The sequence below is a fragment of the Myxococcus sp. CA023 genome, assembly GCF_010998615.1.
GTDB lineage: Bacteria > Myxococcota > Myxococcia > Myxococcales > Myxococcaceae > Myxococcus.
Map to the genome: position 1 here is coordinate 36,038 of NZ_JAAEAH010000017.1, position 24,406 is coordinate 60,443.

The 24,406-nt window shown below is 68.8% G+C and carries 21 protein-coding genes and 1 pseudogene; 13 read left to right on the forward strand and 9 right to left on the reverse strand.

The genetic code is table 11. The features are described from left to right. Positions 1-13: 13 nt before the first annotated feature. Positions 14-337: a pilus assembly protein N-terminal domain-containing protein gene (locus tag F8M74_RS09850; protein ID WP_141279769.1), complete on the forward strand. Its 324-nt coding sequence runs from the start codon at positions 14-16 to the stop codon at positions 335-337. Between the two features lie 744 nt (positions 338-1,081). Here F8M74_RS09850 and F8M74_RS37790 read toward each other — a convergent pair. Continuing rightward, positions 1,082-1,192, reverse strand: a pseudogene (locus F8M74_RS37790) (hypothetical protein); the annotation flags it as partial. Positions 1,193-1,381: 189 nt separating this feature from the next. Here F8M74_RS37790 and F8M74_RS09860 point away from each other — a divergent pair. After that, a complete protein-coding gene (locus F8M74_RS09860; RefSeq protein WP_141279555.1) occupies positions 1,382-2,818 on the forward strand; it encodes a protein kinase in 1,437 nt (478 codons plus the stop codon). A gap of 2 nt (positions 2,819-2,820) precedes the next feature. On the opposite strand, the gene F8M74_RS09865 is transcribed toward F8M74_RS09860, so the two are convergent. The 4 genes from F8M74_RS09865 to F8M74_RS09880 form a co-directional block, all read right to left on the reverse strand. After that, positions 2,821-3,552 (reverse strand): DUF4142 domain-containing protein, encoded by a 732-nt coding sequence (locus F8M74_RS09865; RefSeq protein WP_228559660.1) that lies wholly within the window; start codon positions 3,550-3,552, stop codon positions 2,821-2,823. A 157-nt stretch (positions 3,553-3,709) separates the two neighbouring features. Further along, complete coding sequence (locus F8M74_RS09870) at positions 3,710-4,174, reverse strand: PaaI family thioesterase (RefSeq protein WP_141255414.1); 465 nt, start codon at positions 4,172-4,174, stop codon at positions 3,710-3,712. Further along, positions 4,171-4,623: a PaaI family thioesterase gene (locus F8M74_RS09875; RefSeq protein WP_141255415.1), complete on the reverse strand. Its 453-nt coding sequence runs from the start codon at positions 4,621-4,623 to the stop codon at positions 4,171-4,173. The genes F8M74_RS09870 and F8M74_RS09875 overlap by 4 nt, the downstream gene beginning before the upstream one ends. Before the next feature lie 68 nt (positions 4,624-4,691). After that, entirely contained in the window at positions 4,692-5,693 is a 1,002-nt protein-coding gene (locus F8M74_RS09880) for a hypothetical protein (RefSeq protein WP_141255416.1), read from the reverse strand. A 160-nt stretch (positions 5,694-5,853) separates the two neighbouring features. Between F8M74_RS09880 and F8M74_RS09885 the strand changes: the two genes are divergently transcribed. The 3 genes from F8M74_RS09885 to F8M74_RS09895 all read left to right on the forward strand — a co-directional run bounded on the left by F8M74_RS09885 (position 5,854) and on the right by F8M74_RS09895 (position 10,414). Further along, positions 5,854-9,261, forward strand: a complete 3,408-nt coding sequence (locus F8M74_RS09885) for an amidohydrolase family protein (RefSeq protein ID WP_141255417.1) — start codon at positions 5,854-5,856, stop codon at positions 9,259-9,261. 48 nt (positions 9,262-9,309) lie between these two features. Next, the gene (locus F8M74_RS09890; protein ID WP_141255418.1) at positions 9,310-9,774 is read left to right on the forward strand and encodes a macro domain-containing protein; all 465 of its coding nucleotides are present in this window, start codon (positions 9,310-9,312) and stop codon (positions 9,772-9,774) included. Positions 9,775-9,835: 61 nt separating this feature from the next. Beyond that, positions 9,836-10,414: a hypothetical protein gene (locus tag F8M74_RS09895; protein WP_141255419.1), complete on the forward strand. Its 579-nt coding sequence runs from the start codon at positions 9,836-9,838 to the stop codon at positions 10,412-10,414. Positions 10,415-10,523: 109 nt separating this feature from the next. On the opposite strand, the gene F8M74_RS09900 is transcribed toward F8M74_RS09895, so the two are convergent. Further along, positions 10,524-10,700, reverse strand: a complete 177-nt coding sequence (locus F8M74_RS09900) for a DUF3606 domain-containing protein (protein WP_141255420.1) — start codon at positions 10,698-10,700, stop codon at positions 10,524-10,526. 338 nt (positions 10,701-11,038) lie between these two features. On the opposite strand from F8M74_RS09900, the gene F8M74_RS09905 reads away from it, so the two are divergent. Continuing rightward, positions 11,039-12,193 (forward strand): hypothetical protein, encoded by a 1,155-nt coding sequence (locus tag F8M74_RS09905; RefSeq protein WP_228559656.1) that lies wholly within the window; start codon positions 11,039-11,041, stop codon positions 12,191-12,193. Positions 12,194-12,244: 51 nt separating this feature from the next. Here F8M74_RS09905 and F8M74_RS09910 read toward each other — a convergent pair whose 3' ends face one another. Together F8M74_RS09910 and F8M74_RS09915 are read right to left on the reverse strand one after the other, a co-directional pair. Then, positions 12,245-13,123, reverse strand: a complete 879-nt coding sequence (locus F8M74_RS09910) for an SDR family oxidoreductase (RefSeq protein WP_141255421.1) — start codon at positions 13,121-13,123, stop codon at positions 12,245-12,247. Positions 13,124-13,166: 43 nt separating this feature from the next. Next, complete coding sequence (locus F8M74_RS09915; RefSeq protein WP_141255422.1) at positions 13,167-13,835, reverse strand: TetR/AcrR family transcriptional regulator; 669 nt, start codon at positions 13,833-13,835, stop codon at positions 13,167-13,169. Positions 13,836-13,900: 65 nt separating this feature from the next. Between F8M74_RS09915 and F8M74_RS09920 the strand changes: the two genes are divergently transcribed. Genes F8M74_RS09920 through F8M74_RS09930 form a run of 3 tightly spaced genes read left to right on the forward strand, consistent with a single transcriptional unit; the run spans position 13,901 to position 19,240 of the window. Continuing rightward, positions 13,901-15,610, forward strand: a complete 1,710-nt coding sequence (locus tag F8M74_RS09920) for an acyclic terpene utilization AtuA family protein (protein ID WP_171410201.1) — start codon at positions 13,901-13,903, stop codon at positions 15,608-15,610. Between the two features lie 4 nt (positions 15,611-15,614). Then, entirely contained in the window at positions 15,615-17,231 is a 1,617-nt protein-coding gene (locus F8M74_RS09925) for an acyl-CoA carboxylase subunit beta (protein ID WP_141255423.1), read from the forward strand. A 14-nt stretch (positions 17,232-17,245) separates the two neighbouring features. After that, positions 17,246-19,240, forward strand: a complete 1,995-nt coding sequence (locus tag F8M74_RS09930) for an acetyl-CoA carboxylase biotin carboxylase subunit (RefSeq protein WP_141255424.1) — start codon at positions 17,246-17,248, stop codon at positions 19,238-19,240. Between the two features lie 30 nt (positions 19,241-19,270). Here the strand turns inward: F8M74_RS09930 and F8M74_RS09935 are convergent, their stop codons facing one another. Then, positions 19,271-20,482 (reverse strand): MFS transporter, encoded by a 1,212-nt coding sequence (locus tag F8M74_RS09935; RefSeq protein ID WP_141255425.1) that lies wholly within the window; start codon positions 20,480-20,482, stop codon positions 19,271-19,273. A 62-nt stretch (positions 20,483-20,544) separates the two neighbouring features. Here F8M74_RS09935 and F8M74_RS09940 point away from each other — a divergent pair, with 62 nt between their 5' ends. The 4 genes from F8M74_RS09940 (at position 20,545) to F8M74_RS09955 (ending at position 24,395) form a co-directional block, all read left to right on the forward strand. After that, positions 20,545-21,615, forward strand: coding sequence for an isopenicillin N synthase family oxygenase (locus tag F8M74_RS09940; RefSeq protein WP_141255426.1), 1,071 nt, complete (start codon positions 20,545-20,547; stop codon positions 21,613-21,615). A gap of 87 nt (positions 21,616-21,702) precedes the next feature. After that, positions 21,703-22,347, forward strand: coding sequence for a glutathione S-transferase family protein (locus tag F8M74_RS09945; RefSeq protein ID WP_141255427.1), 645 nt, complete (start codon positions 21,703-21,705; stop codon positions 22,345-22,347). 89 nt (positions 22,348-22,436) lie between these two features. After that, on the forward strand, positions 22,437-23,018 hold the full coding sequence (locus F8M74_RS09950) for a TetR/AcrR family transcriptional regulator (RefSeq protein WP_141255428.1): 582 nt from the start codon (positions 22,437-22,439) through the stop codon (positions 23,016-23,018). Between the two features lie 240 nt (positions 23,019-23,258). Then, on the forward strand, positions 23,259-24,395 hold the full coding sequence (locus tag F8M74_RS09955; protein WP_216619878.1) for an efflux RND transporter periplasmic adaptor subunit: 1,137 nt from the start codon (positions 23,259-23,261) through the stop codon (positions 24,393-24,395). The last annotated feature ends 11 nt before the right edge of the window (positions 24,396-24,406 follow it).

The following is a 24,406-nucleotide window of genomic DNA, read 5'->3' on the forward strand; positions in this document are numbered from 1 at the left end:
GAGGATACACACCATGCATCACCGAATTGGCTTTGCCCTGGTTGCGCTGGCGTTGGTGGGAGCGCCTGCGCTGGCGGAGGAGTCGAAGCCGGCCCCGTCTTCTGGGGCCTCGGCCACCACCGAGGAGACGGTGGTCGTGAAGAAGGGCAGCCATCGCGACCTTCAAATTCCGGGAATGGCCCGCATCGCGATTGACGAACCGGAGATTGCGGACATCAAGGCGCTCGGCAAAGGGGTGCTGCGCATCATCGGTAAGCAGGCCGGTGAGACAACGCTGCTCGTGTGGGCGGGGCCCGAGAACAAGCGCAGCAGCTACCGCATCGTCGTCACCGATTGATGCAGGGCATCGGTGGCCATGGTGCCGCCATGTGACATGAATGGAATCCGCGCTCCTCCGCGCAGGGATGAGGGGCGTGGGCGCCGCTGGACCAGGGCTTCGCGCCGACGGAACCGGCCGGGGACAAGGTGCATGCGAGAGCGGTGCATCACCGACCGTCACGCTCTTGATGAGCACGAGGCTCGCGCCGGAGATGGGCTCGGGGCCATTCCCACAGGGAGGCGCGTGGTCACCTCCCGGAGGCGGATTGCCACCACCTCGAGGCTTGGAGGGCTCATCTAAAGAGAGCGCCTTCCAGAGGACCTCCGCGGCGGTCTCGACGTCTTCTTCACTCACCACTTCGCCCCGGCCCGCCCGGCGCACGAGCTCCGACAGCACGCCCCACACCATGCACTCATGGAGCCAGGTGCGGCCCTTGGGAAAGGCCTTCTCGCGCTCGCCATGTTCGAGGACCTCCAGCACCTGCGCGCGCGTCCGTCCGTCATGCTCGCCCGGTGGGTCCGTGTCCGGATGGTTGTGAAGGAAGGTGAAGCCCACGAGGTGGGGCTGCAACAGCGCCCAGGTCGCGAACTCGCGCCAGAAGGCGATGAAGACGTCGCGAAAGCCCTGCCGCAGCGGGTCGCCATCCGCCATCTGGTAGGCGACGAAACCCGTGTAGGACAGCTCGCGCTCGGTGAGGGTCCGTATCGCCCTCGCGATGCCCTGCTTGCTGCCGTAGTAACGATACAGCGAGCCCACCGAGAGCCGCGTGGCCCGGGCCAGTTCCGCGGCCCGGACGTTGTCGAACCCCCGCTGTGCCAGCAGCTCCGCCGCGTCACGCAGCCTGAAAGCGCGCATCTCCGCCAACGTGTACATCCGCCCGTCCCCCTGCCTTCGCGGCCGTCGCGTGGAAGGAACGTTCCCTCCACGACGACCTGTCTACAGGGAGGGGCTGACACGAGGTGGGAGGTCGGGTCGGCGCGCCAGCGGAGCTGCCTTCGAGGGAGGGAACACTCGGGTGGGCTGTTCGGCGCGGACCCGGGCTGCGATGATTCGAGGCGCGCCATGAACCTGTTGCTCCGTCCTCCGATGTCCGCATGTCCGGATGAGAACCTGCTCGCGGCCTTCGTCAGTGGCTCGGCTCCCGTGGGGAAGGTGGCGGTGGTGGAAGCGCACCTCGACGGTTGCGCGGACTGCCGGGCGTTGGTGGCGGCGGTGGCGGCCAGTTCCTCCCTGCCGGGCGCAGTCGCCGTTGAGCGTGAGGCGGAGGCGCCCACGCGGTGGGACACGGGCGCGGCGACGTTGCCGGACGCGCGGGAGGAGCCGGTCCTGCCGCCAGGGACGCGGCTGGGGGCCTATCTGCTGCAGGGCGTGCTGGGCATGGGCGGGATGGGCGTGGTGTACGCGGCGGATGACCTGCGGCTGGGGCGGCGGGTGGCGCTCAAGCTGTTGAGGCCGTTGCTCGCGGGCGCGCAGGACCAGGGTCGTGAGCGGCTGCTTCGCGAGGCCCAGGCCATGGCGCGGCTCTCACATCCCAACGTGCTGCCGCTCTTCGAGTTGGGGACGGCGGAGGGGCACGACTTCCTGGCCATGGAGTGGGTGGACGGCACGACGCTCGCGGACTGGCTTCGGGAACGCGAGCGTCCATGGCGGGACGTGTTGGAGGTCTTCCTGGCAGCGGGAGCGGGGCTGGCCGCCGCCCATCGCGCGGGGATGGTGCACCGCGACTTCAAGCCGTCCAACGTGCTGGTGGGGCGCGACGGCCGGGTACGCGTCACGGACTTCGGGCTCGCGAGGCGCGGCACGGGGGCGTCTCCCGAGGCGCCGGCCGGTGTGAGCGCGGGTGCATCGAAGGCCTCCATGCTCACGGAGTGGGGACAGGCCGCGGGAACGCCGGCGTACATGTCTCCCGAGCAGCGCGCGGGAAGGGCCGTGGACGCCCGCAGCGACCAGTACAGCTTTTGTGTCGCGCTCCACGAAGCGCTCCACGGTGAGCGTCCCGGCCACCTTGCTGACTCCGCCGCACCGCGAACTTCGAGCGTGCCGAGGCATCTCCGCACCGCGCTGGCGCGGGGGCTCGCAAACGCGCCCGAGGACCGCTTCCCCACCATGGAGGCGCTGATGGCGGTGCTCTCCCTGCCTTCGCCGGCATGGGGCCGCCGGGGCATCCTGGCCCTGGCGGGAGCGGGTTCCCTGGTGGTCCTGGGCGTGCTCCTGTTGAAGCCGTCTTTTCTGTTCCAGTCCGACGCCGCCACGCCGCGAGCCGAGAGGCCCGGGCGCATGGCCGCATCGCCGATTGTCCTGCGCGTAGGCGACGTGCACGAACTGGCCGTTCCTGGACTCCAGCGCATCGCGGTGGGCGAACCGAGCCTCGTCGAAGTCACCGTGTCGCGTCAGGGCGTGGTGCGTCTGAGGGGGAAGGAGGAGGGCAGCACGGACCTGATTACGTGGAGTCACGCCGGGGAGATGGAGTCCCGAGTCCTGGACGTCACCGCGCGCTGACGTCAGCGTCCGCCGGGAGCCCTGCGTGCCTGGCGGGGAGTTTCCTGTCCCAGCAGCCGGTACGCCTGCTGCCGGTGTTCGCGCAGCGTGGGCAGCGTGTCCCCGAGCAGCGCTTGCAGCCCGGCGTTGCCGGAGAACTGCTGCTGACCCGCCATCACCTTGGCGATGTCCGCGTCATGGTCGCCCACCATGGCGGCCAGGAAGGCGCGGTCGAACGCGGGGCCTTGGAGGGATTGGAGCTTCGCCATCGACGCTTCTTCCGCGCGCTCCATCGTCCTGGCGAAGTCGGTGTCCGCCTGGGGCGCGGCCAGCGTCAGGTTCTGCTTCCGGGCGTAGGCCATGAGGCGTTGGTCTGCTTGCTGGTGGTCCTTCACCAGCCGCGCGCCATAGTCCTTCACGCCTTGGGAGCTGCCTTGCCGCTGTGCGAGCTGGCCCAGCTTCACCTCCTGCTGGTTGGCGTGGTGGAGCTCGTCGAGGAACGCCTTCTCGTCGGTGGGGATGGGCAGCAGGCCTTGCCGCAGCAGCGCCACGCCGCGCGCATCAGGCGGAGTGCCCTGGGAACCGGCGCCCCCCGTGCCTTCCTCGAACGGCTCCGGGGCCTGCCCCTGGTCGATGGCCTCCGGACGGCCCATGCGGACCATGCTCTCCGTGTCGTCCGTGCCGTTCTGCTGTGCCAGGGCGCCGCCGCCCAGTGTGAGCGCGCCCGCCACCACCCCACCCAGCCATCGCTTCATCGTCTGCCTCCCATGTCCCGAGCGAGACATCAAACCGAAGGTGGAGGCGGAGGACGGCGCGGAGCAAGGGTGGCGGGCAGCGGGGCGAGGGCTCCTGTTCCAGCGCCTCCGGGGTTTCGAGGGCATCCCGCCGTCAGCGGTTCCACTCCCGGAAGGCTTACGGCTCCGACAGCAGGAACAACGCGTGCGCGCTGGCGATGGGCCGCGTGCGGTCGTCCTGCCACGCATCCACCCGGACGTTGGCCACGCGCCGGCCCTGGCGGGTGATGAGCGCCTTGGCGAAGGTGTCCTGCGGCTTGCCTGAGCGAAGGAAGTCCACCGTGAGCGAGATGACCTTCGGCACGCGCTCGGTGTTCGTCTGCAGCAGCAGTTCGAAGACGGCGGCGGATTCCAGCAGCGCGCCGAGCGTGCCGCCGTGCAGGGCGGGAATCAGGCTGTTGCCGATGTTCCTCGGGTTGAAGGCCATGCGGCAGAGCATCTCGCCGGCGAGGTTCTCCACGCCGATACCCATGAAACGCGTGTAGGGGATGGCGTCGGTGAGGCGCTTGTACTCGCGCGTCTTGCGCACCTGGCGCACCAGCTCGGCGAGGGGAGGCGTCGTGGACTCGGACATGGTCGTCATTCCTCTGTCCGCATGAAGGTGCCCTGGGCGGAAGCCACGGGGTGGCCCGGGTCGCCCTGGTGGACGAACGCGCGGACGAAGGCCACCTGGCGGGTGAGCCGGTAGCACTCGGCCACGCAGGTGAGAACGATGCCGGGCCGCGCGGGGCGCAGGTAGTCGATGCGCAGGTCCAGCGTGACGAGCGGGGCGAAGCGGCCCAGCTTGAGGAAAACGGCGGTGCCGCAGGTGGCGTCGATGAGCGTCGTCACCGCGCCGCCGGCGATGACGCCGGTTTCCGGGTTTCCGACGAGGTTCTCCGCGTAGGGCAGCTCGACGGTGGCCTCGGCGGCGCGGATGTCCACCAGTCTCAGCCCCAGCGCGTGATTGTGGGGCACGACGTCGGTGTAGAAGATCGCGCAGCGCTCCATCCGCTCGGCCTTGTCTTCAGGAAGCGTGAAGTCGTCCGACATGAGGGGCGCGATACCAGATTCAGGGCCGCATGGCGCACTGTGTTTTGACGGGGGCCCGGAACGCCACGCTAGGAGGCCACGGCCGCGGCGCTGGAGCGCTGCTTCCACGCGCCGGCAAGCGACGTGCCGATGTCCCGCATCACCGCGTCATCCGACCAGTAGAAGGGGTGGACCAGGGGTGTCCACGAGAAGAGCGGGCCCGCCACGCGCACGGCGCGGTCCTCCACCGCGGCGTGATAGGCGGCGCTGAGGGGCTGGAGCGGCCAGGCGAAGACGTCGTCCTCGTCGTGGAAGTTGAGCCACCGTCCGCCAAGCCCCGGATGGTGGCGTGCCAGCTCCGGCGCGGGGACCTGCACGGGCTGGTCGAGCTCCGCGTGGGGATAGCGCAGGCTCCACAGGGCCATGGGACTGCCCAGCGTGTAGAAGTGGCTGAGCGTTTCGCCGCGCTCCAGGGGCGAGCTGCCCTGGGCCGCGCGCACCGTCTCCTCGATGATGTCCCGCCCGGCCAGTCGCTGAGCCTGCAAGTCGTAGAAGTAGTTGCTGGCGATGACGCTGCCCAGGCTGTGCGCGATGACGCAGAGCGGAGCGGTGTCACCGGCCTGCTGGCGCAGGCGGCCCAGGGCCTCGGCGACCTTGCGGTGGATGCCCGTGTAGACGTCCGGGTCGGCGGGGTTCGTCTGGTAGGCGATGATGTCGCCCACGAAGTGCACCAGCATCCACCGCAGGCCAGGGTAGCGCAGGTCCATGCCGCGCAGGGACGGCCGCATCAAGCGGAGCATCATCGGCACGAGCGCGGACTCGTGACCCTGGTTCACCGTGCGCACGCTGTCATAGAGGGATTTCCAGTACGTGTCCGCGTCGGCCGGGGCGTAGCGGGCGAGCAGGTCCTTCTCCGCACCTTCCAGCACGGAGGCCCAGTTCACCGTTTCGACGGCGAGTGTGTCCGGCCCGGCCCCCGCGTGCTGCGCGAAGTGCTGGCGCAGCAGGCGCACGGCGGTGTCATAGAGACCCGGGTCATCCACTTCAATGCCGTGGATGACGAGCACGGCGAGCTTCTGACGCGTCTGCATGGAGACTCCCCCCGGAATCAGTGCTGCTCGGCGGGCGTGAGCTTACACAGCCCGGAAGAGGCGCGCCTGTTCGCCTGTTCTCGGCCGGCATCCAACAGCCCCTGGGGGCCGGATAGTCTCCGCCACCCGACACACGGTTTCTTCCTCAAGAGGACTTCTGGTGAAACGACTGACCTCCTCCCTCCTCGCCGTCCTGCTGATGCCCGCCGCGCCCATGGCCGCGCAGCAGGCTCCGGCGAAGCCTCCCGCGGTCCGGCAGGACCCGCCACGGCCGGCACCCGACACGAAGGACGCCGCGCGCGAAGCGGCCCGCGCCGCCGAGGTAGACGCCCCGCTTCCGCCGTCCGGTGATGCCGCGCAGAAGGCGGAGAAGGAAGGAGGAGACACCTGGAAGGTGGACGCGCCGGGCTTCCCCGCCCGTCAGGTGAACATCGACGTCACCGAGGGTACGTGGATGAACGTGGACGTCAGCCCGCGCGGAGACGAAATCGTCTTCGACCTGCTGGGGGACATCTACGTGCTGCCCATGGGCGGCGGCGAAGCGAAGGCACTGACGTCCGGCGTCGCGTGGGACATGCAGCCGCGCTTCAGCCCGGACGGCAAGCGCATCGTCTTCACCAGTGACCGGGGCGGCGGAGACAACATCTGGGTGGTGGACCGGGACGGCTCGAATGCGCGGGCGGTGACGGAGGAGAAGTTCCGCCTGCTCAACAGCCCCGCGTGGAGCCCGGACGGGCAGTTCATCGTGGCGCGCAAGCACTTCACCGCGCGGCGTTCGCTGGGCGCGGGCGAGGTGTGGATGTACCACCGCGCCGGCGGCGAGGGCGTGCAGCTCACCGAGCGCACCAACGACCAGAAGGATTTGGGCGAGCCCGCCTTCTCACCCGACGGGCGCCACGTCTACTTCAGCCAGGACGTCTCGCCGGGGAAGAGCTTCGAATACAACAAGGACCCCAACGGCCAGATCTACGCCATCCAGCGGTTGGATTTGGAGACGAAGGAAATCGAGCCCTTCATCACGGGCCCGGGCGGCGCCATCCGCCCCACGCCGTCACGTGACGGCAAGCAACTGGCCTTCGTCCGCCGGGTGCGCGCCAAGAGCGTGCTCTACGTCACCGACGTGGCGTCCGGCGCGGAGCGCCCGCTGTACGACGGGCTCGACCGGGACATGCAGGAGACGTGGGCCATCCACGGCGTGTATCCGGGCATGGCGTGGACGCCGGACAACAAGGCGATTGTCTTCTGGGCGGGCGGCAAGTTGCACCGCATCGACGTGGCCACGAAGAAGGTGACGCCCATTGCCTTCCGCGTACGGGGCACGCGCACGATTTTCGAGGCCGTGCGCAGCCCACAGGCGGTGGCCCCCGAGCGCTTCTCCACGAAGATGCTGCGCTGGGTGCAGGTGTCCCCCAAGGGGGATCGCGTGGTGTACCAGGCGCTGGGCAAGCTGTACGTGAAGGAGTTGCCCGCGGGTACGCCCCGGCGCCTGACGAAGCAGGACGACCACCTGGAGTTCTACCCGTCGTTCTCCCGGGACGGGCGCTCCATCGTCTACACGACGTGGGACGACGAGAAGCTGGGCACCATCCGCGTGGTGTCCGCCACCGGCGGCGAGGGCAAGGTGCTGACGCAGCAGCCGGGCTACTACGTGGAGCCCGCGTTCAGCCCGGATGGCAAGACGCTGGTGTACCGCGCGTCCGGGGACGGCTACCTGATGCCCGGGCTGTGGAGCCGGAACACGGGCCTGTTCGCGATGCCCGCGAGTGGCGGCACGCCGAAGCGCCTGGCGCGTGACGGTGAGCAGCCGCACTTCGGCGCGCGCTCGGACCGCGTCTACTTCCTGCACGTGGAGCACAAGGAGAAGGAAGACGTCCGCTCGCTGAAGAGCATCGGGCTGAGCGGGAGCGAGGAGCGCACGCACCTGACGAGCGCGGAGGCCACCGAACTGCGCGTCTCCCCGGACGAGCGGTGGGTGGCGTTCCGGGAGAACTTCAACGCCTTCGTCGTCCCCTTCGCGCTGGGCGCGAAGGCGGCCACGGTGGGGCCCGGCGCGAAGGCGCTGCCGCTGGCGAAGGTGAGCCGGGACGCGGGCGAGTACCTGCACTGGTCCGGCGACAGCCAGCGCCTGCACTGGGCGCTGGGGCCCGAGCTCTTCACCCGTGCACTGAAGGAGAGCTTCGCCTTCATCGACGGCGCGCCGGAGAAGCTGCCGGAGGCGCCGGAGAAGGGCGTGGACCTCTCCTTCCCGGTGAAGGCGGACGCGCCAGAGGGCACGCTGGCCCTGGTGGGGGGCCGCGTCATCACCATGAAGGGTGACGAGGTCATCGAGCAGGGCGTGGTGGTGGTGCGAAACAACCGCATCGTCGCCGTGGGGCCGGTGGGCAAGGTGCAGGTGCCGTCCGGGGCGAAGGTGGTGGACGTGAAGGGCAAGACGTTGATGCCCGGCCTCATCGACGTGCACTGGCATGGGGCCATGGGCATGGACGGGCTGATGCCCGAGCAGAGCTGGGTGCATGCGTCGTCCCTGGCCTTCGGCGTGACGACGCTGCACGACCCGTCCAACTCCTCGGAAGAGGTGTTCGCCGCCAGTGAGCTGGCCCGGGCGGGCGGCGTGGTGGCGCCGCGCATCTTCTCCACGGGCACCATCCTCTATGGCGCGTCCGGCGCGGGCTACCGCGCGCCCATTGAGACGGTGGACGACGCGCGCTCGCACCTGCGGCGGATGAAGGCCATGGGGGCCTTCAGCGTGAAGAGCTACAACCAGCCGCGCAGAGACCAGCGGCAGAAGGTGCTCCAGGCGGCGCGCGAGCTGGACATGCTGGTGGTGCCGGAGGGCGGCTCGCTGCTCCAGCACAACCTGACAATGGTGGTGGACGGGCACACGGGCGTGGAGCACGCGATTCCGGTGGCGCGCATCTACGCGGACGTGAAGCAACTGTGGGGCAAGAGTGGCACCGGCTACACGCCGACGCTGGGCGTGGCCTACGGCGGCGTCTGGGGTGAGAACTACTGGTACCAGAAGACGAACGTGTGGGAGGACGAGCGCCTGTTGTCCTTCGTCCCGCGCCGGGTGGTGGATTCGCGCAGCCGCCGGCCGTCCATGCACGTGCCGGACGACGAGTTCAACCACTTCGCCGCCGCCACCGTGGCGCGCGAGCTGAGTGACGCGGGCGTGAGCGTGCAGTTGGGCGCGCACGGCCAGCGTGAAGGCCTGGCGGCGCACTGGGAGGTCTGGATGTTCGGCCATGGCGGCATGAAGCCGCTGCAGGCGCTGCGCTCGGCGACGCTGAGCGGGGCGCGCTACCTGGGCCTGGACGGGGAGATTGGCTCGCTGGAAGAGGGCAAGCTGGCGGATCTCATCGTGCTGGATGGCAATCCCTTGCAGGACCTCAAGCACAGCCGCTCGGTGCGCTACACCATGGTGAACGGGCGCCTGTACGACGCGGCCACGCTCAACGAGGTGGGGACGCGCCAGCGCCCGCGCGCGAAGTTCTTCTTCGAGAAGGACGGGAACGAAGGCTGGAGCCCGAAGGCCACGGAGCACACGCACACGCACGCGTGCGACTGAGCACCCAGGCACCCCCACCCGAGGCGGGCTGGCGCTAGAGTCCGCGCCATGCCCGTCTCTGTCGTCGAAGGGGATTTGCTGGACCAGCCGGTGGAGGCCATCGTCAATGCCTGGAACCGGAACATCATCCCCTGGTGGCTGCTGTTGCCGCAGGGGGTGTCCGGCGCCATCAAGCGCCGGGCGGGGCTCGCACCCTTCCGTGAGGTGGCGAAGGCCGGGCCCATTCCATTGGGCTCGGCGGTGGTGACCTCCGCCGGGCGGTTGCCATTCAAAGCCATCATCCACGTGGCGGGCATCGACATGCTCTGGCGCGCCTCGGAGCGCTCCATCCAGAACTCGGTCCGCAATGCTCTGGCCAAGGCCCGCGAGCAGGGTTTGCGCTCCGTCGCCTTCCCCGTCATTGGCGCGGGCTCCGGCAGCTTTGATGAAGCGCGTGCGCTGGAGCTGATGCGCCAGGTCCTGGATGTGGAAGCTGGTGCCCTCGACGTGAGCGTCGTGCGCTTCCGGACATAGGTCCCGTCAGGTGAATGCAGGGACCAGGATTGACCTGTTCCAACGCAATAGGACTGAAGTGATGCTTCGATTTTTCAGGAAGAAGAAGCCGGATCTCATCGTGCTCGCTTTGAATGCGCGACTGCAACCCATGCACCGTGCCGAGTTGGAGGATGCCTTCGACGAGGTCGCCGAAACGCTGGGATTGGGCGCACGCGTCACCGGCGGAGGAACGCTGATGGCGCCCGATGGAGAGATCGAGCGTTGCGACATCGACATCGAGCTTGATGACTACTCGCGCGAGCTTGCGGAGAAGGTTGCCGCCGTGGTGGGGGAGATGCTGGCGCCGAAGGGCTCCGAGGTCATTCTGCCCGACGATGAGGGCTCGATTCCGTTCGGCTCAGATGAAGGGCTGGGGCTGTACCTGAACGGCACGGACTTGCCCGCGGAGGTCTATGCCTCGTGCGATAGCAATCACGTCCATGACGAATGCGAGCGCTTGCTGGGCGAAGAGGGCATGATTCATAGCTATTGGCAGGGGCCCACGGAAACGGCGTTCTACATGTATGGCCGCAGTTACGAAGAGATGCTGGCCAGAATCAGTGGATTCCTCGCCGAGTATCCTCTGTGCCAGAAGTGCCGCGTCGTTCGGCTTGCCTGAGGAACTCGCTGTTTCCATCATGTGGCGCTGAAGCCATTTTGGAGAAGGCGCACAGAGGTGCAGCGGCCGGAGGCACTCAACCTCCGGCGCTGCTGTCATGAGCGCGCTCTTATCTGCCCAGGTATCGCCTCACGTCGACGACCATCACGCCCACGGCCTTCACCGCGGCGCGCAGCCCCGCCTCCGTGCACTTGAATTCATTGCACCACCACTTCACCTCCCAGGGCTCATTGACATTGATGCGTGAGCGGTCCGCAGGGCCTCGCTTGCTGAGATCGTCAACCATGGCATCTCCTTGGATAAAGGGATGCCAAACATCCCGGAGCCAGCCGTGGCCGGCCATACCTCTTCAGAGGTAGTGGCCATAGGCTTGCCCGCGGGCGGGCTGTCGCGCAGTCGCTCGACTTGGGCCAACCCTCCACGGGGCGAAAGCCAATAGGCACCGCCGCGAAAGCAATCGTCAGGGGCTGGAGCGGCCCGTTGTTCGATGTCAGACCCTACGACTAATTCTCGCTTTGCCTTGAATCAATCGAGGCAAGCCGAATGGCCGGGATGGCAACTGGACGGGACCTCATGGCGAATCGACGTTCTGGAGTTGCATTTGCAGGTGGGTGGCGTTGGAGTGTGGCATTGCTGACCGCGGTGGTGGGCTGTGGTGCGCCGGAGAAGCCGGTGGACCCTCCGCCTCCTGCCGCTGAGCAGGAGACGCTGCGCGCCGCGGAGGAGCAGGCGGCGCTGCTGTCGCCGCCCGCCGGGTGTACCGAAATCACGATGGGCGAGCTGACGAACGGCATCGAGCGGACGCCGGTGCAGTATGGCCCGCAGCCGACCTACGTCGGCTCGTTCTCCGACCAGGGCGACCCGGCGGTGGCGGATGTCGCCCGTATCCGGCTGGATGTGAATACGGCGCCGGGCGTCTATGACCTGACGACTGGAGGTACCAACCTCTTCACGTGTGAACAGTGCGTCTGGGGTGTCCAGGACTCCGGTACCTCCACGGCGAAGACCTTCGTGGCGGAGTCGGGCACGCTGCTGCTCGCGTTCAAGGTGACGCCGCAGCAGACGATTGGCGCGCTGGCCAACGTGACGCTGCGCCAGTCCGTGGCCGCGCCGCCGCTGTATGCGCCCTACACCGGCACCGCGCCGGTGGCGGGCGGCGAATGCCGGTGGATTCGCTTCGCGACGTGGAACACCGCCCGCAACGGCGGGTGTGACCCTCGCGAGGGCTCACTCACGGCGAACATCCCTGGTCACACCTGCGTGGCCACCAACCGCGCCGCGGATGACGGCACGCTGGAGCGGTCGCTCGGCACCAAGACGCACGGCGAGGCGTGCACATACACGGCGCCCACCAGCGAGTACGAACTGGCGGCCACGGACTGCGCGGAGGGCTACGCCTGTACGACGGCCTGGGGTTCGTCGAGCACGTGCATGGCCACGTGTGACTTCATGGCCGCCGACCCGGGTTGCCCCACGGGCACCGTGTGCGGCGTCCAGGGTCTGTGTCAGGAGCAGGCCGTGCAGGTGGCCAGTGGCTTCGACTTCGACCCGGCCCTCATCGGCGAGGAGTGCACCCTGGGCTACGCGGAGTTCTGCGGCGCCGAGGGCGCGCGCGGCGTGTGTCTCGACCTGAACCGCACGGGCCGCGGCACTTGCTTCCCCTACACCCGTGCTCGCTCGGACTGCGGCCCCGGTGAAGAGTTGGGCTACGTGTCCTACCCGCTCGCAGGTGGCGGCTACGACCGCACCTACGGCTTCTGCTACCCGGACGGCCTCTGAGCGGGCAGCGCCCCGCTTCCGCGCGACGTTGGCGGAAGCGGGGTGTTGTTTCTACTCCTTCGACTCACCCCCGAGGATGCGCGGCGCCGACGCGCGGTGGAAGCCCTCGTAGGGCTTGGAGGCGGTGGTCTCCTCCAGCGGGAAAATCTTGGTGTTGCACGACGCGCCACCATCAATCTTGATGACGTCGCCGGTGATGAAGGCCGCGGCGTCGGTGAGCAGGAAGACGATGGCGGCGCTCACCTCGGACTCGGTGGCGAGCCGCTGGAGCGGCACCTCCTTCTTGAGGAGGGGAATCATCGCCCGCACGCCCTCGTCCTTGTAGCTGTCCATGCCGCTGGAGGCCACCCAGCCGGGCGCCACGGCATTCACGCGCACGCCAGACGCGGCCCACTCCACGGCGGCCGTCTGCGTCAGGTTGAGCATGCCCATGCGCGCCGCGCCGGAGTGTCCCATGCCCGGCATGCCGCCCCACGAGTCCGCGAGCATGTTGACGATGGAGCCCCCGTGGCTGCTCATGGATTGGAGATAGACTTCCCGCGCCATCAGGAAGCCGCCGGTGAGGTTGGTGGACACCACCGCGTCAAAGCCCTTCTTGGAGATGGCCGACAGCGGCGAGGGGAACTGCCCGCCTGCGTTGTTGACCAGGCCGTGGATGGGGCCGTGCGCAGCGATGATGCGCGCCACGGTGGCCTTCACGCCCTCCTCGTCGCGGATGTCGAGCACCTCGAAGGACACCTTGCCGCCGTCCTCCTGGATTTCCCGCGAGACGGCCTCCAGCTTGTCGGGCTTACGGCCCACCAGGACGACGTTGGCGCCCAGCGCGGCCAGCTCGTGCGCGGTGCAGCGGCCAATGCCACTGCCGCCGCCGGTGACGACGATGGTGCGGTTGCTGAAACAGCCCGGTGCGAAGAGAGAGCGGTAGCCCATGGTCAGCTCCTGATGTGGAGGTCGTTCATGAAACCTGCGGTCCTCAGCCTCTGCGGGTGCGCCGGGCGCTCAGGGCCTCGTCCAGGGTGAGCGCCCAGCGGTGGAGGACCTTCTTCCTGCGCGCGCTGTCGTCCCTCAGCAGATTGGCCAGCGCGAGTCCCCGGATGAGGTCGAGCGTGCCCTGAATCAGCTCGCGCACCTCCGCCACGCTGTCATCCACGCCGAGCAACTGCACCGTCAGTCGGTGGAACTCCCGCCCCACGCGGGCCTCCAGCGGGGCCAACTGCGCGCGCAGCTCCGCGTCCGCCACGGCGGCCACCCAGAGCTGCACCGCGGCGGTGAAGACAGGGCTGAGGTAGATGCCGGCCAGCATGTGGAGGATGGCCTCCGTGCGGCGAGCATCGGCCGGCAGCTGGGCGGCCTTGCGGAGCACGGCCTCCACCTGCTGGTGCCCCACGTACTCCACGGCGGCGGCCACCAGGTCGGCGCGGGTGGGGAAGTGGTGCTGACAGGCGCCCCGGGACACACCCGCGCGCTCGGCAATCACAGTCATGGTCGCGCCCGCCCACCCCAGCTCGGAGAGCGCGCCAATGGCCGCCTCCATCAGACGCTGGCGCGTGACGCGGCTGCGCTCCTGCTCCTGCCTGCCGGGTGTACCGGATGCCTCACTCACCCGGCCAGGATGCGAGTCAAGGGTTAAAAAAGCAAGCACGCTTGCTTTTTTAGAGTCGCCTGCCCAGACTCATGCGTCTTTCGTTGCTGCCGAGTGGAGAGCTCATGCCTGCGTCCCCCCTGCGTGTCGGCAATGCCTCGGGCTTCTATGGAGACCGCTTCTCGGCGGTCCGGGAGATGCTCGAAGGCGGCCAGCTCGACGTCCTGACTGGCGACTACCTGGCCGAGTTGACGATGCTGATACTGGGCCGGGACCGGATGAAGGACCCGTCCACCGGCTATGCCAAGACGTTCCTGAAGCAGATGGAGCAGTGCCTGGCGTTGGTGGTGGAGAAGAAGGTCAAGGTCGTCACCAACGCGGGTGGGTTGAACCCCGCGGGGCTGGCCGCCGCCCTGCGCGAGGTCGCCGCGAAGCTGGGCGTGAAGGTGCAAGTGGCGCACGTGGAGGGAGATGACCTCTCCGCGCAGGTGGATGCGTTGGGCCTGGGCTCGCCGCTCACCGCGAACGCATACCTGGGCGGGTGGGGCATCGCCGCGTGCCTGCGCGCGGGGGCGGACATCGTCGTCACGGGACGGGTGACGGATGCCTCGCTGGTGGTGGGCCCGGCGGCGGCGCACTTCGGCTGGAAGGTGGATGACTGGGACCGGTTGGCGGGGGCCATGGTCGCCGGCCACGTCCTGGAGTGCGGCACGCAGGCCACGGGCGGCAACTTCTCCTTCTTCACGGAGCTGGACGCGCGGCGCCCCGGCTTCCCGCTGGCGGAGCTGTACGAGGACGGCAGCAGCGTCATCACCAAGCACGCGGGCACGGGCGGCGCGGTGACGGTGGACACGGTGCTGGCGCAGCTCGTCTATGAAATCACCGGGGCGCGGTACGCGGGCCCGGACGCCACGGCGCGCTTCGACACCATCTCCCTGGCGCCACACGGCAAGGACCGCGTCCGCGTCTCCGGCGTGCGCGGCGAGCCGCCACCGCCCACGGTGAAGGTGTGCCTCAACAACCTGGGGGGGTACCGGAACGAGGCGACGTTCATCCTGGTGGGGTTGGACATCGAGGAGAAGGCGCGACTGGCGCGCGAGCAACTGGAGGCGGCGCTGACGCGCAAGCCGAAGGAGCTCCAGTGGATGCTGACGCGGACGGACCGCGAGGACGCGGCCACCGAGGAGCAGGCCGCCGCCTTCCTTCGCGTGGTGGTGAAGGACGCCGACGCGAAGGTGGTGGGCCGGGCCTTCAGCGGCGCGGCGGTGGAGCTGGCGCTGGGCAGCTATCCCGGCTTCACGATGACGGCGCCTCCCTCCGACGGCGCGCCGTATGGCGTCTACACGCCGGCCTATGTCGAAGCGGGGCGCGTGGAGCATGTCGCGGTCCTCGAGGATGGAACGCGCACCGCCATCACGCCTCCCGGCGAGACGCGCTCGCTGGAGCCCGTGGAGCCACCTCCGCTGCCGCCGAGAGTGCCGGGCGGTCCCACGCGCCGGGTCCCGCTGGGACGCATCGTCGCCGCGCGCAGTGGTGACAAGGGCGGCACGGCGAACATCGGCGTCTGGGCGCGCACAGACGCGGCCTGGTGGTGGCTGGCGCATGCGCTCACGGAAGAGAAGCTGCGCGAGCTGCTCCCGGAGGCCGCGCCGCTGCGCATCGAGCGGCACGTCTTCCCCAACCTGCGGGGGCTGAACTTCGTCGTGGAGGGTCTGCTGGGAGAGGGCGTCTCCTCGTCCACCCGCTTCGACCCGCAGGGCAAGGCGCTGGGCGAGTGGCTGCGCTCGCGGCACATGGACATCCCCGAGGCGCTGCTGCGCGAAGGACAGGAGTAGACCGATGCCACGAATCACCTCGCGAATCGACCCGGGCTCCGAATCCTTCAAGGCGAACCGCGCGGACATGCTGGCCCGCGTCTCCGAGCTGCGCGCCATCGAGGCGAAGGTCCGCAACACGGAGAACCAGGCGAAAGAGAAGTTCCACAAGCGCGGGCAGCTCCTTCCTCGGGAGCGGCTGATGCTGCTGCTCGACCGGGGCTCGCCCTTCCTGGAGCTGTCCACGCTGTGTGGCTATGGCTACCACGACGACAGTGACGGCTCGCTGGCGGGCGGCAACAGCATCATCGGCATCGGCTACGTGTCCGGGGTGCGGTGCATCGTCTTCGTGAACAACTCCGCCATCAAGGGCGGCACCGCGTCGCCGTGGGGCGTGCAGAAGGCGCTGCGCGCGCAGGCATTGGCGCTGGAGAACAAGCTGCCCATGGTGTCGCTGGTGGAGAGCGGCGGCGCCAACCTGATGTACCAGCAGGAGATCTTCATCCCGGGTGGGGAGACCTTCTACAACCAGGCGCGGCTGTCGGCGGCGGGCATCCCCCAGGTGACGGTGGTGCATGGCTCCAGCACGGCGGGCGGCGCGTACCTGCCGGGCCTGTCCGACTACGTGGTGATGGTGAAGAAGAAGGCGAAGGTGTTCCTCGCGGGCCCGCCGCTGCTCAAGGCGGCCACGGGGGAAGTCGCCACGGATGAGGAACTGGGCGGCGCCCAGATGCACGCCACGGTGGCGGGCACCGCGGACTACCTGGCGGAGGACGACGCGGACGCCATCCGCATGGCCCGCGAAATCGTGGCGAAGCTCGGGTGGAACGCGCAGCTCCCGCCCACCGAGCGCCCCGCCTATGCCGAGCCCGTGTATTCGCCCGACGAACTCTGCGGCGCCGTGCCCGTGGACTACCGCAAACCCTACGATTGCCGCGAGGTCATCGCGCGCATCGTGGATGGCTCGGAGTTCACTGGCTTCAAGGACGATTACGACGCGCACACCGTTTGTGGCTGGGCGAACCTGTACGGCCACCCGCTGGGCATCATCGGCAACAACGGGCCGATTTCGCCCCAGGGCGCGACGAAGGCGGCGCAGTTCATCCAGCTGTGCTGCCAGAAGGACACGCCCATCCTCTACCTGCAGAACACCACGGGCTACCTCGTGGGCACGCAGCCGGAGCAGGGGGGCATCGTGAAGCACGGCGCGAAGATGATTCAGGCCGTGGCCAACGCGACGGTGCCGCAGCTCACGGTGCTGATTGGCGGTGCGTTCGGCGCGGGCAACTACGGCATGTGCGGCCGTCCGTTCCATCCGCGCTTCATCTTCGGGTGGCCCAACTCGCGCACCGCCGTGATGGGCGGCGAGCAGGCGGCGAAGGTGATGTCCATCGTCTTCGGGGAGAAGCTGGCCCGGCAGGGTCAGGTGGTGGATGAGGAGCAGATCAAGGCGTTCTGCCAGCCCATCATCGACCAGTTCGACAAGGAGTCACATCCGTTCAACTGCAGCGCGCGGATGTTCGACGACGGGCTCATCGACCCACGGGACACGCGGCGGGTGCTCGGGTTCGCGCTGTCGGTGTGCCGTGAGGCGAAGCGGCGGCAGGTCCATCCCAACACGTTCGGCGTCGCGCGGCTGTGAGAGGAGCGGACACGATGGAGCGCTTCAAGAAGGTCCTCGTCGCGAACCGTGGCGAGATTGCCGCCCGGGTGATTCGCACCTGCCAGCGGCTGGGCTACCGCACCGTGGCGGTGTTCTCCGAGGCGGACCGCGACGCGCCGCACGTGCTGGCGGCGGACGAGGCGGTGGCCATTGGTCCGTCTCCGGCGAAGGAGTCCTACCTCGTTATCGAGAAGATTCTGGAAGCGGCGAAGACGTCCGGCGCGGAGGCCATCCACCCGGGCTACGGCTTCCTGTCGGAGAACGCGGACTTCGCGCGCGCCTGTCACGACGCGGGCCTGGTGTTCATCGGCCCGGCGGCCGAGGCCATCACCCTGATGGGCAACAAGCGTCAGGCGAAGCTGCGCATGATTGCGGCGGGCGTGCCCTGCATTCCTGGCTACGAGGCGTCCGACCTGGATGATGAGGGGCTGGCGGTGGAGGGCGAGCGCATCGGCTTCCCGCTGATGGTCAAGGCGGCGGCGGGTGGCGGCGGGCGCGGCATGCGGCTGGTGCACGAGGCGTCGCAGCTTCGCGCGGCCCTGCGCGCGGCGCGCTCGGAGGCGACGAATGCCTTCGGGAGCGGCGAACTCATCCTGGAGAAGGCCGTCATCGACGCGCGGCACGTGGAGGTCCAGGTCTTCGCGGACACGCACGGCAACGTGGTGCACCTGGGCGAGCGGGACTGCTCGGTGCAGCGCCGGCACCAGAAAATCGTGGAGGAGAGCCCGTCACCGGCGGTGAGCCCGGCGCTGCGCGCGCGCATGGGTGAGGTGGCGGTGGCGGCGGCTCGGGCGATTGGCTACCGGGGAGCGGGGACCATCGAGTTCCTCCTCGCGCCGAGCGGTGACTTCTACTTCATGGAGATGAACACGCGCCTCCAGGTGGAGCACCCGGTGACGGAGCTGATTACCGGGTTGGATTTGGTGGAGTGGCAGCTCCGCGTGGCGGCGGGGGAGAAGCTGCCCCGGGCGCAGGAGGCGATTTCCGCGTCGGGGCATGCCATCGAGGTCCGCCTCTGCGCGGAGGACCCGGCGAAGGGCTACGCGCCCCAGGCCGGGCGGATGCTGGCGTGGAGGCTGCCGGTGCGTGAGGACGTGCGCATCGACCACGGCGTGCGGGAGGGGCAGGCGATTCCGCCCTTCTATGACTCCATGCAGGCGAAGGTGATTGCGCACGGCCCGGACCGGGAGACGGCGCGCCGGCGGCTGGTGGAGGCGCTGCGCGAGCTGACGGTGTTCGGCGTCACCACCAACAAGAACCTGTTGGTGTACGTGCTGGAGCACGCGGCGTTCCGTTCAGGGGAGTACGACACGGCGTTCATCGCGAAGCACGCGGCGGCGTCGGAGGTGGAAGGGCTGTATCAGGCAAACGCGAAGGCGCGGGCGCTGGCGGCGGCGCTGCTCTTCCACGATGAAGGCCTGAAGCTGGCGGACACGGCGGGACTGGATGTGTCCCTGCTGAACTGGAACACGTCCCACCGCCACCCCGTGCGGATGAAGCTCGCGAGCCGTGGCGCGGAAGAGTCCGTCACCGTCCAGCCCGTGTCCGCGGAAGGGTACGAGGTGGTCGTGGGGGATTCGTCGTTCGACGTGTCCGTGTTGGGGCTGTCCGCGGGCGTGCTCGACTTCTCCAGCGCCGGGACGCGGGGCCGCGCACGCTACCTGCGGGACGGGGACACGCTGTGGCTGGACCTGGGCTCGGGCGCGCACGCCGTGACGGACGTAACGTTCCGTCCGCCGTCGAAGTCGGACGGCGTGGGCAGCGGACGGCTGGCGGCGCCGATGGACGGGCGCATCCTGCGCGTGGACACGCAGGTGGGCGCGGCGGTGAAGCCCGGGGACGTCCTGGTGGTGCTGGAGGCCATGAAGATGGAGTTCCAGGTGGTGGCGGACGTCACGGGCACCGTCGCGGAGCTCAACGTGTCCGTGGGCAGCCAGGTGAAGTCGAAGCAGCTCCTGGTGTCGCTGGCGGCGGAGAAGGCTTCCTGAGCGATTCGGCCTGGCGCGAGCGGCGGAGCGTCAGGCCTCCGCCGCTTCAGGCGCGCCGCCCTTCGGCCCTCGCTTGAGCGCCAACAGAGCCACGACACACAGCGCGGCGCCGGAGGCGCACACCCCGCTCCATCCCCGGTGCGTCCAGGCGAAGGTCCCCAACCACGAGCCCGCGGCGCCGCCCGCGAAGTACGTCACCATGTAGAGCGTGTTCAGCCGGCTGCGGGCCTCCGGACGCAGCGAGTACACGCGCGTCTGATTGGAAATCTGGTTCGCCTGGACGCCCAAATCGAGCAGCACCACGCCCAGCGCCATGCCCCACAGCCAGCGTCCCAGGGGCCACATCACGACGAACGACAGCAGCAACACGACGATGGCCGCTCCGTTGATGCGCCGGTCCCCGCGCTTGTCGGCGTAGCGGCCCACCAGCGGGGCCACGGCGGCGCCCGCCACGCCCACGACGCCGAACAGCCCCGCCACCTGCGCGTCGTACTTCTGCGGCAGGCTCTGGAGGTACAGCGCCAGCGTGGACCAGAACACGCTGAACGCGCCGAAGCTGAGTGCGCCCAGCACCGCATGCAGTCGCAGCACGGGCTCGGTGCGCGCCAGGTGGATGAGCGAGCGCAACAGTTGCGGATACGGCATGGAGGCCATGGGCGGCTGGGACGGCAGCGTGAAGCGCAGCACGCCGGCCAGCGCGAGCATCAGCCCTGCCGCAATCCAGAACATGGTGCGCCATCCCAGGTGAGTCCCGACGAAGCCCGCCGCCGTCCGGGACAGGAGGATGCCAATGAGCACACCGCTCATGACGGTGCCCACCACCCGGCCTCGCTGCGCCGCGGGCGCCAGGTGCGCCGCGAAGGGGACGAGGAGCTGGGGGATGATGGTGGTGACGCCCACGAGGAAGCTCGCGGCCACCATCCAGTGCAGCGTCGGCGCGAGGGCCACGCCAACGAGCGCCAGCGCCACCAGCGTGTTCATGGTGACGATGACCCGCCGCCGCTCCAGGCTGTCGCCCAGCGGGACGATGAAGAGCATTCCCACCGCGTAGCCCACCTGCGTCAGCATGGGCACCAGCCCCAGCGCGCTCCCAGAGGCCCCCAGGGCCGCGCCGATGTCTCCCAGCAGCGGCTGGTTGTAATAGAGGTTCGCGACGGTGGCGCCCGAGGCGGCGGCCATCAGCCACACGAGCCCGGTGGACAGCGCGGTGTGGGGAGCTTCCGGAGGGGAATGCGTCGTCATGGAGGCGGGCGGACTCTCGCGCCGCGCCCTGCCAGGGTCCAGACCTGTGTAGGCTCTCGGGAATGACTGGTCCGGATTCCGCACGGGGCGGCTTGCCCGTCATCGACATGGCGTCACTGTTCGATGCATCCCGCGTCACCGAGCGTGCGCGCGTCGCGCGTGAAATCGAGCAGGCCTGTCGCGACAGCGGCTTCTTCTACGTGACGGGCCACGGCGTGTCCGGCGAGGTGCTCGCGCGGCTGGAGCGGGAGAGCCAGCGCTTCTTCGCGCTGCCCCGGGCAGCGAAGGAGGCCATCGCCATGGCACTGGGCGGCGTCGCGTGGCGGGGCTGGTTCCCGCTCGGGGGCGAGCTGACTTCGGGGCGCCCGGACCGGAAGGAGGGGCTCTATCTGGGAACGGAGCTCGGAAGCGAGCACCCGCGCGTGAAGGCCGGTTGGCCGTTGCACGGCGCCAACCTGTGGCCCGCGGAGGTGCCGGAGCTGCGCGCGGCGGTGCTCGACTACGTGGAGGCCAGCACGCGCGCCGCGCATGCGCTGATGGAAGGCATGGCGCTGAGCCTGGGCCTGGACGCGGACTACTTCCGGCGGCACTACACGGCGGACCCGACGGTGCTCTTCCGCATCTTCCATTACCCCGCGGAGCCCCAGTGCGAGGAGGAGCGCTGGGGCGTGGGTGAGCACACGGACTACGGGCTGCTCACGCTGCTGGCCCAGGACGACCACGGCGGGTTGCAGGTGAAGACGCCGCGCGGCTGGGTGGAGGCGCCGCCGCTGCCCGGGACGCTGGTGTGCAACATCGGCGACATGCTCGACCGGATGACAGGCGGCTGGTACCGCTCCACGCCGCACCGGGTGAAGAACGTGAGCGGCAAGGACAGGCTGTCCTTCCCACTCTTCTTCGACCCGGACTTCGCCGCCGAGGTCCACCCCCTGCCACGCGGCGCGGGCGCTGACGTAGATGAGGACCGCGCCCGCCGCTGGGACGGCGCCAGCGTCCACGCCTTCCAGGGGACGTACGGCGACTACCTGCTGGGCAAGGTGTCCAAGGTGTTTCCAGAGCTGGTGCGGCGGGTGCGGGAAAGCGCGCCCACGGCACTGCCGGAGGAGACACCCCGAGGACCCTTACCGCGTTGACGGAGCCCGGGTCGCATGCTTGAGAGCACTGCGCCAGATGACGCGCTTCGGCGCGTCCGAACCGCTCACCGACCAGGAGACATCACGATGATGACCGTCAGTGCGTTCAAGTGGGTTCCGCCGTTCGCACAAGGCCTGGTGCGGGACCTCCGGGTGCGGTGGGCGCTCGAAGAGGCGGGGTTGCCGTATCAGGTGAAGTTCATCGACAACAAAGTCCAGGCCTCGCCCGACTACCGCAAGCTCCAGCCCTTCGGCCAAGTGCCGGTGCTGGAGGAGGACGGCCTCGTCCTCTTTGAATCAGGCGCCATCGTGCTCCACATCGCCAACAAGTGTGAGGCGCTGCTGCCGGTGGACGCGGTGGGCAGGGCTCGCGCGGTGACGTGGCTCTTCGCGGCGCTCAACTCCATCGAAATCGTGATTCAGCCTCTCGCCGAGGTGGACCTGTTCTTCGCCCAGGAGGAGTGGGCGAAGCTGCGCAGGCCGGGCGTGGTGGAGTCGCTGAAGGAGCGCCTGGGAGAACTCGCGGCGCATCTGGGTGAGCGCGAGTACCTGGAGGACTGCTTCACGGCGGGCGACCTGATGATGGTGACGGTGCTCCGCATCCTCCGGCACACGGACGTGCTCGACGGCTTTCCCACGCTGAAGGCGTACAAGGAACGCTGTGAGGCCCGGCCCGCGTTCCAGCGCGCCCTGGCGGCCCAGATGGCGCCGTTCCAGCAGCCTCGCGCTTGAGCGTCTGAGGGGTCGCCGGGCGTAAGCACCTGAAATGAGGGGCTTTTCAGGCCCTCAAATGAAAGTTGAAAAGAATCCATCCGGACGGCATGTTTCGCGCCGTGACGAGCGCCCACCAACGCAAGAAGCAGCCCGATGTCATTCGCGCGCAGCTGCTCCGCGCCGCGGCGGAGCTCGTCACGCAAGGGGGAACCCAGGCGGTGACGCTCGAGGCCGTCGCGGCGCACGCGGGGGTGACGAAGGGTGGCCTCCAGCATCATTTCAAGAGCAAGCAGCTGCTGCTCGACGCGCTGTTCGAGGAGATGAACCGGCAGTTCGTTGAGTCGTTCCACGCGAACATCGCGGAAGATCCGGAGGCCCATGGGCGCGAGGCGCGTGCATATCTGCGTGCCATGGTCTCCAGCCCCGCTAACTCCGAGCAGATTCGGGGCTTGAGAGCCCTGATTGGAAGCATGATGGTGGAGCCCGACCTTCGCGAACGATGGAACTGTAGCTGGCAGGATGACCTCCAGCTGAAGTCCGGCGAGGTCAGCCCCCAGGACATCAATTCCATCATCTGCAGGCTCGCGACCGACGGCCTGTGGTTCGCGGACCTGCTCGAGGACCAGGGAATCAGGCCTGAAATGAGAGCCGCGGTCATCCGAAGGCTCGAGGAGCTCACCCGGGAGTAGGCGCTCCTCGCCGTCAGTGTGTCTGTCTCCGGCTAATACCCCGGCCAAGAATTCATTTGTCAGGGCCTCCCGTGAGGGGGCCGTCCGTGACGGGCTTGTGTCTCGAGATGCCCCATTCGTCATGTCATCTGCTCGGGCGCAGGTGACGTTTCATTCCCTGGCTGCTGGCGGACCAGGGCGCGGTGCTGTGTGAAAAGTATGTTTTTACGTGTTCTTCGACGTTTTCCTCGCCAGACGACAATGCCTATCCAACGGTCGAAGCGCTTTCTTCTTGCATGGACGCTGCTCCCGCTTCTCGCCTGTAACGGCAAGCAGGAAGAAGCAGCCTTTGCACCGCCGGTCCAGGAGGTGTCCACGCTGAAGGTGCAAGGGGAGGCCGTTGTCCTTCACGACGAATTCCCCGCGCGTGTCTCCGCGTTCCGGGTCGCGGAAGTCCGCCCGCAGGTGGGTGGGCTCGTGCGCAGCCGGCGCTTCTCCGAGGGCGACACGGTCCAGAAGGGGCAGCCGCTCTACCAACTGGAAGCGGCGGTGTTCCGGGCGAACGTGGATGGCGCCGCGGCGGCCCATGCAGCCAGCGAGGCCAGCCGGCTCCAGGCTGAGTTGCATGCGGGCCGCATCCAGTCCCTCTTCGAGAAAGGCGCGAGCACCCAGCAGGCGCACGATGACGCCCGGGCCGCGCTCGCCATCGCGAACGCGGAGGTGGCGCGCGCCCGCGCGGCGCTGGACAGGGCCCGCGTCGACCTGGACTACGCCACGATTACCGCCCCCATCGCGGGGCACATCGGCATCTCCCAGGTCAATGAAGGCGCGCTCGTCGGTCCCGCGGATGCCACGCCGTTGAGCGTCATCCAGCAGATTGACCGCGTCTTCGTCGACATCAAGTCACCCGTGGAGCGCGCGGCGGGCTTGCAGTCACTCCAGGGAGGCACTGGAGAGGCGGGGGCGGAAGTCATCGTGCTCTCCTCGACGGGGGCGCCCTATCCGGAGCGAGGCCGCGTTCAGTTCTCGGACATCTCGGTCGACCCTGGGTCCGGCGAGCTCACGGTGCGCGCCCTGGTCCCCAACGCACAGCGGAAGCTCCTGCCGGGCATGTTCGTGAAGGCGCGCGTCGTGCTCGGAGAGGTGGCCGGTGCGCTCCTCGTTCCCCAGCAGGCCGTGCTTCACGACGCGCAGGGCCAAGCGCAGGTCTTCATCGTCCGAGAGGACAACACCGCGGAGGCGCGCAACGTCCGCGCCGGACGCATCGTCAGCGGACGCTACCTGGTGGAGGAGGGACTCTCCGCCGGAGAGCGTGTCGTGGTCGAGGGGCAGGACCGTCTTGCGCCAGGCCAGCAGGTCACCCCCGTCGAGTGGCAGCACGCCCCGGCCTCGCGCTGAACCTGGAGTGA

What these genes read in the sequence shown, in the direction of transcription:
- F8M74_RS09850 (WP_141279769.1), top strand. Translation starts at nt 14, where the DNA reads ATGCATCACCGAATTGGCTTTGCCCTGGTTGCGCTGGCGTTGGTGGGA.
- F8M74_RS09860 (WP_141279555.1), top strand. Translation starts at nt 1,382, where the DNA reads ATGAACCTGTTGCTCCGTCCTCCGATGTCCGCATGTCCGGATGAGAAC.
- F8M74_RS09865 (WP_228559660.1), bottom strand. Translation starts at nt 3,552, where the DNA reads ATGAAGCGATGGCTGGGTGGGGTGGTGGCGGGCGCGCTCACACTGGGC.
- F8M74_RS09870 (WP_141255414.1), bottom strand. Translation starts at nt 4,174, where the DNA reads ATGACGACCATGTCCGAGTCCACGACGCCTCCCCTCGCCGAGCTGGTG.
- F8M74_RS09875 (WP_141255415.1), bottom strand. Translation starts at nt 4,623, where the DNA reads ATGTCGGACGACTTCACGCTTCCTGAAGACAAGGCCGAGCGGATGGAG.
- F8M74_RS09880 (WP_141255416.1), bottom strand. Translation starts at nt 5,693, where the DNA reads ATGCAGACGCGTCAGAAGCTCGCCGTGCTCGTCATCCACGGCATTGAA.
- F8M74_RS09890 (WP_141255418.1), top strand. Translation starts at nt 9,310, where the DNA reads ATGCCCGTCTCTGTCGTCGAAGGGGATTTGCTGGACCAGCCGGTGGAG.
- F8M74_RS09895 (WP_141255419.1), top strand. Translation starts at nt 9,836, where the DNA reads ATGCTTCGATTTTTCAGGAAGAAGAAGCCGGATCTCATCGTGCTCGCT.
- F8M74_RS09900 (WP_141255420.1), bottom strand. Translation starts at nt 10,700, where the DNA reads ATGGTTGACGATCTCAGCAAGCGAGGCCCTGCGGACCGCTCACGCATC.
- F8M74_RS09910 (WP_141255421.1), bottom strand. Translation starts at nt 13,123, where the DNA reads ATGGGCTACCGCTCTCTCTTCGCACCGGGCTGTTTCAGCAACCGCACC.
- F8M74_RS09920 (WP_171410201.1), top strand. Translation starts at nt 13,901, where the DNA reads ATGCCTGCGTCCCCCCTGCGTGTCGGCAATGCCTCGGGCTTCTATGGA.
- F8M74_RS09925 (WP_141255423.1), top strand. Translation starts at nt 15,615, where the DNA reads ATGCCACGAATCACCTCGCGAATCGACCCGGGCTCCGAATCCTTCAAG.
- F8M74_RS09930 (WP_141255424.1), top strand. Translation starts at nt 17,246, where the DNA reads ATGGAGCGCTTCAAGAAGGTCCTCGTCGCGAACCGTGGCGAGATTGCC.
- F8M74_RS09935 (WP_141255425.1), bottom strand. Translation starts at nt 20,482, where the DNA reads ATGACGACGCATTCCCCTCCGGAAGCTCCCCACACCGCGCTGTCCACC.
- F8M74_RS09940 (WP_141255426.1), top strand. Translation starts at nt 20,545, where the DNA reads ATGACTGGTCCGGATTCCGCACGGGGCGGCTTGCCCGTCATCGACATG.
- F8M74_RS09945 (WP_141255427.1), top strand. Translation starts at nt 21,703, where the DNA reads ATGATGACCGTCAGTGCGTTCAAGTGGGTTCCGCCGTTCGCACAAGGC.
- F8M74_RS09950 (WP_141255428.1), top strand. Translation starts at nt 22,437, where the DNA reads ATGTTTCGCGCCGTGACGAGCGCCCACCAACGCAAGAAGCAGCCCGAT.
- F8M74_RS09955 (WP_216619878.1), top strand. Translation starts at nt 23,259, where the DNA reads ATGCCTATCCAACGGTCGAAGCGCTTTCTTCTTGCATGGACGCTGCTC.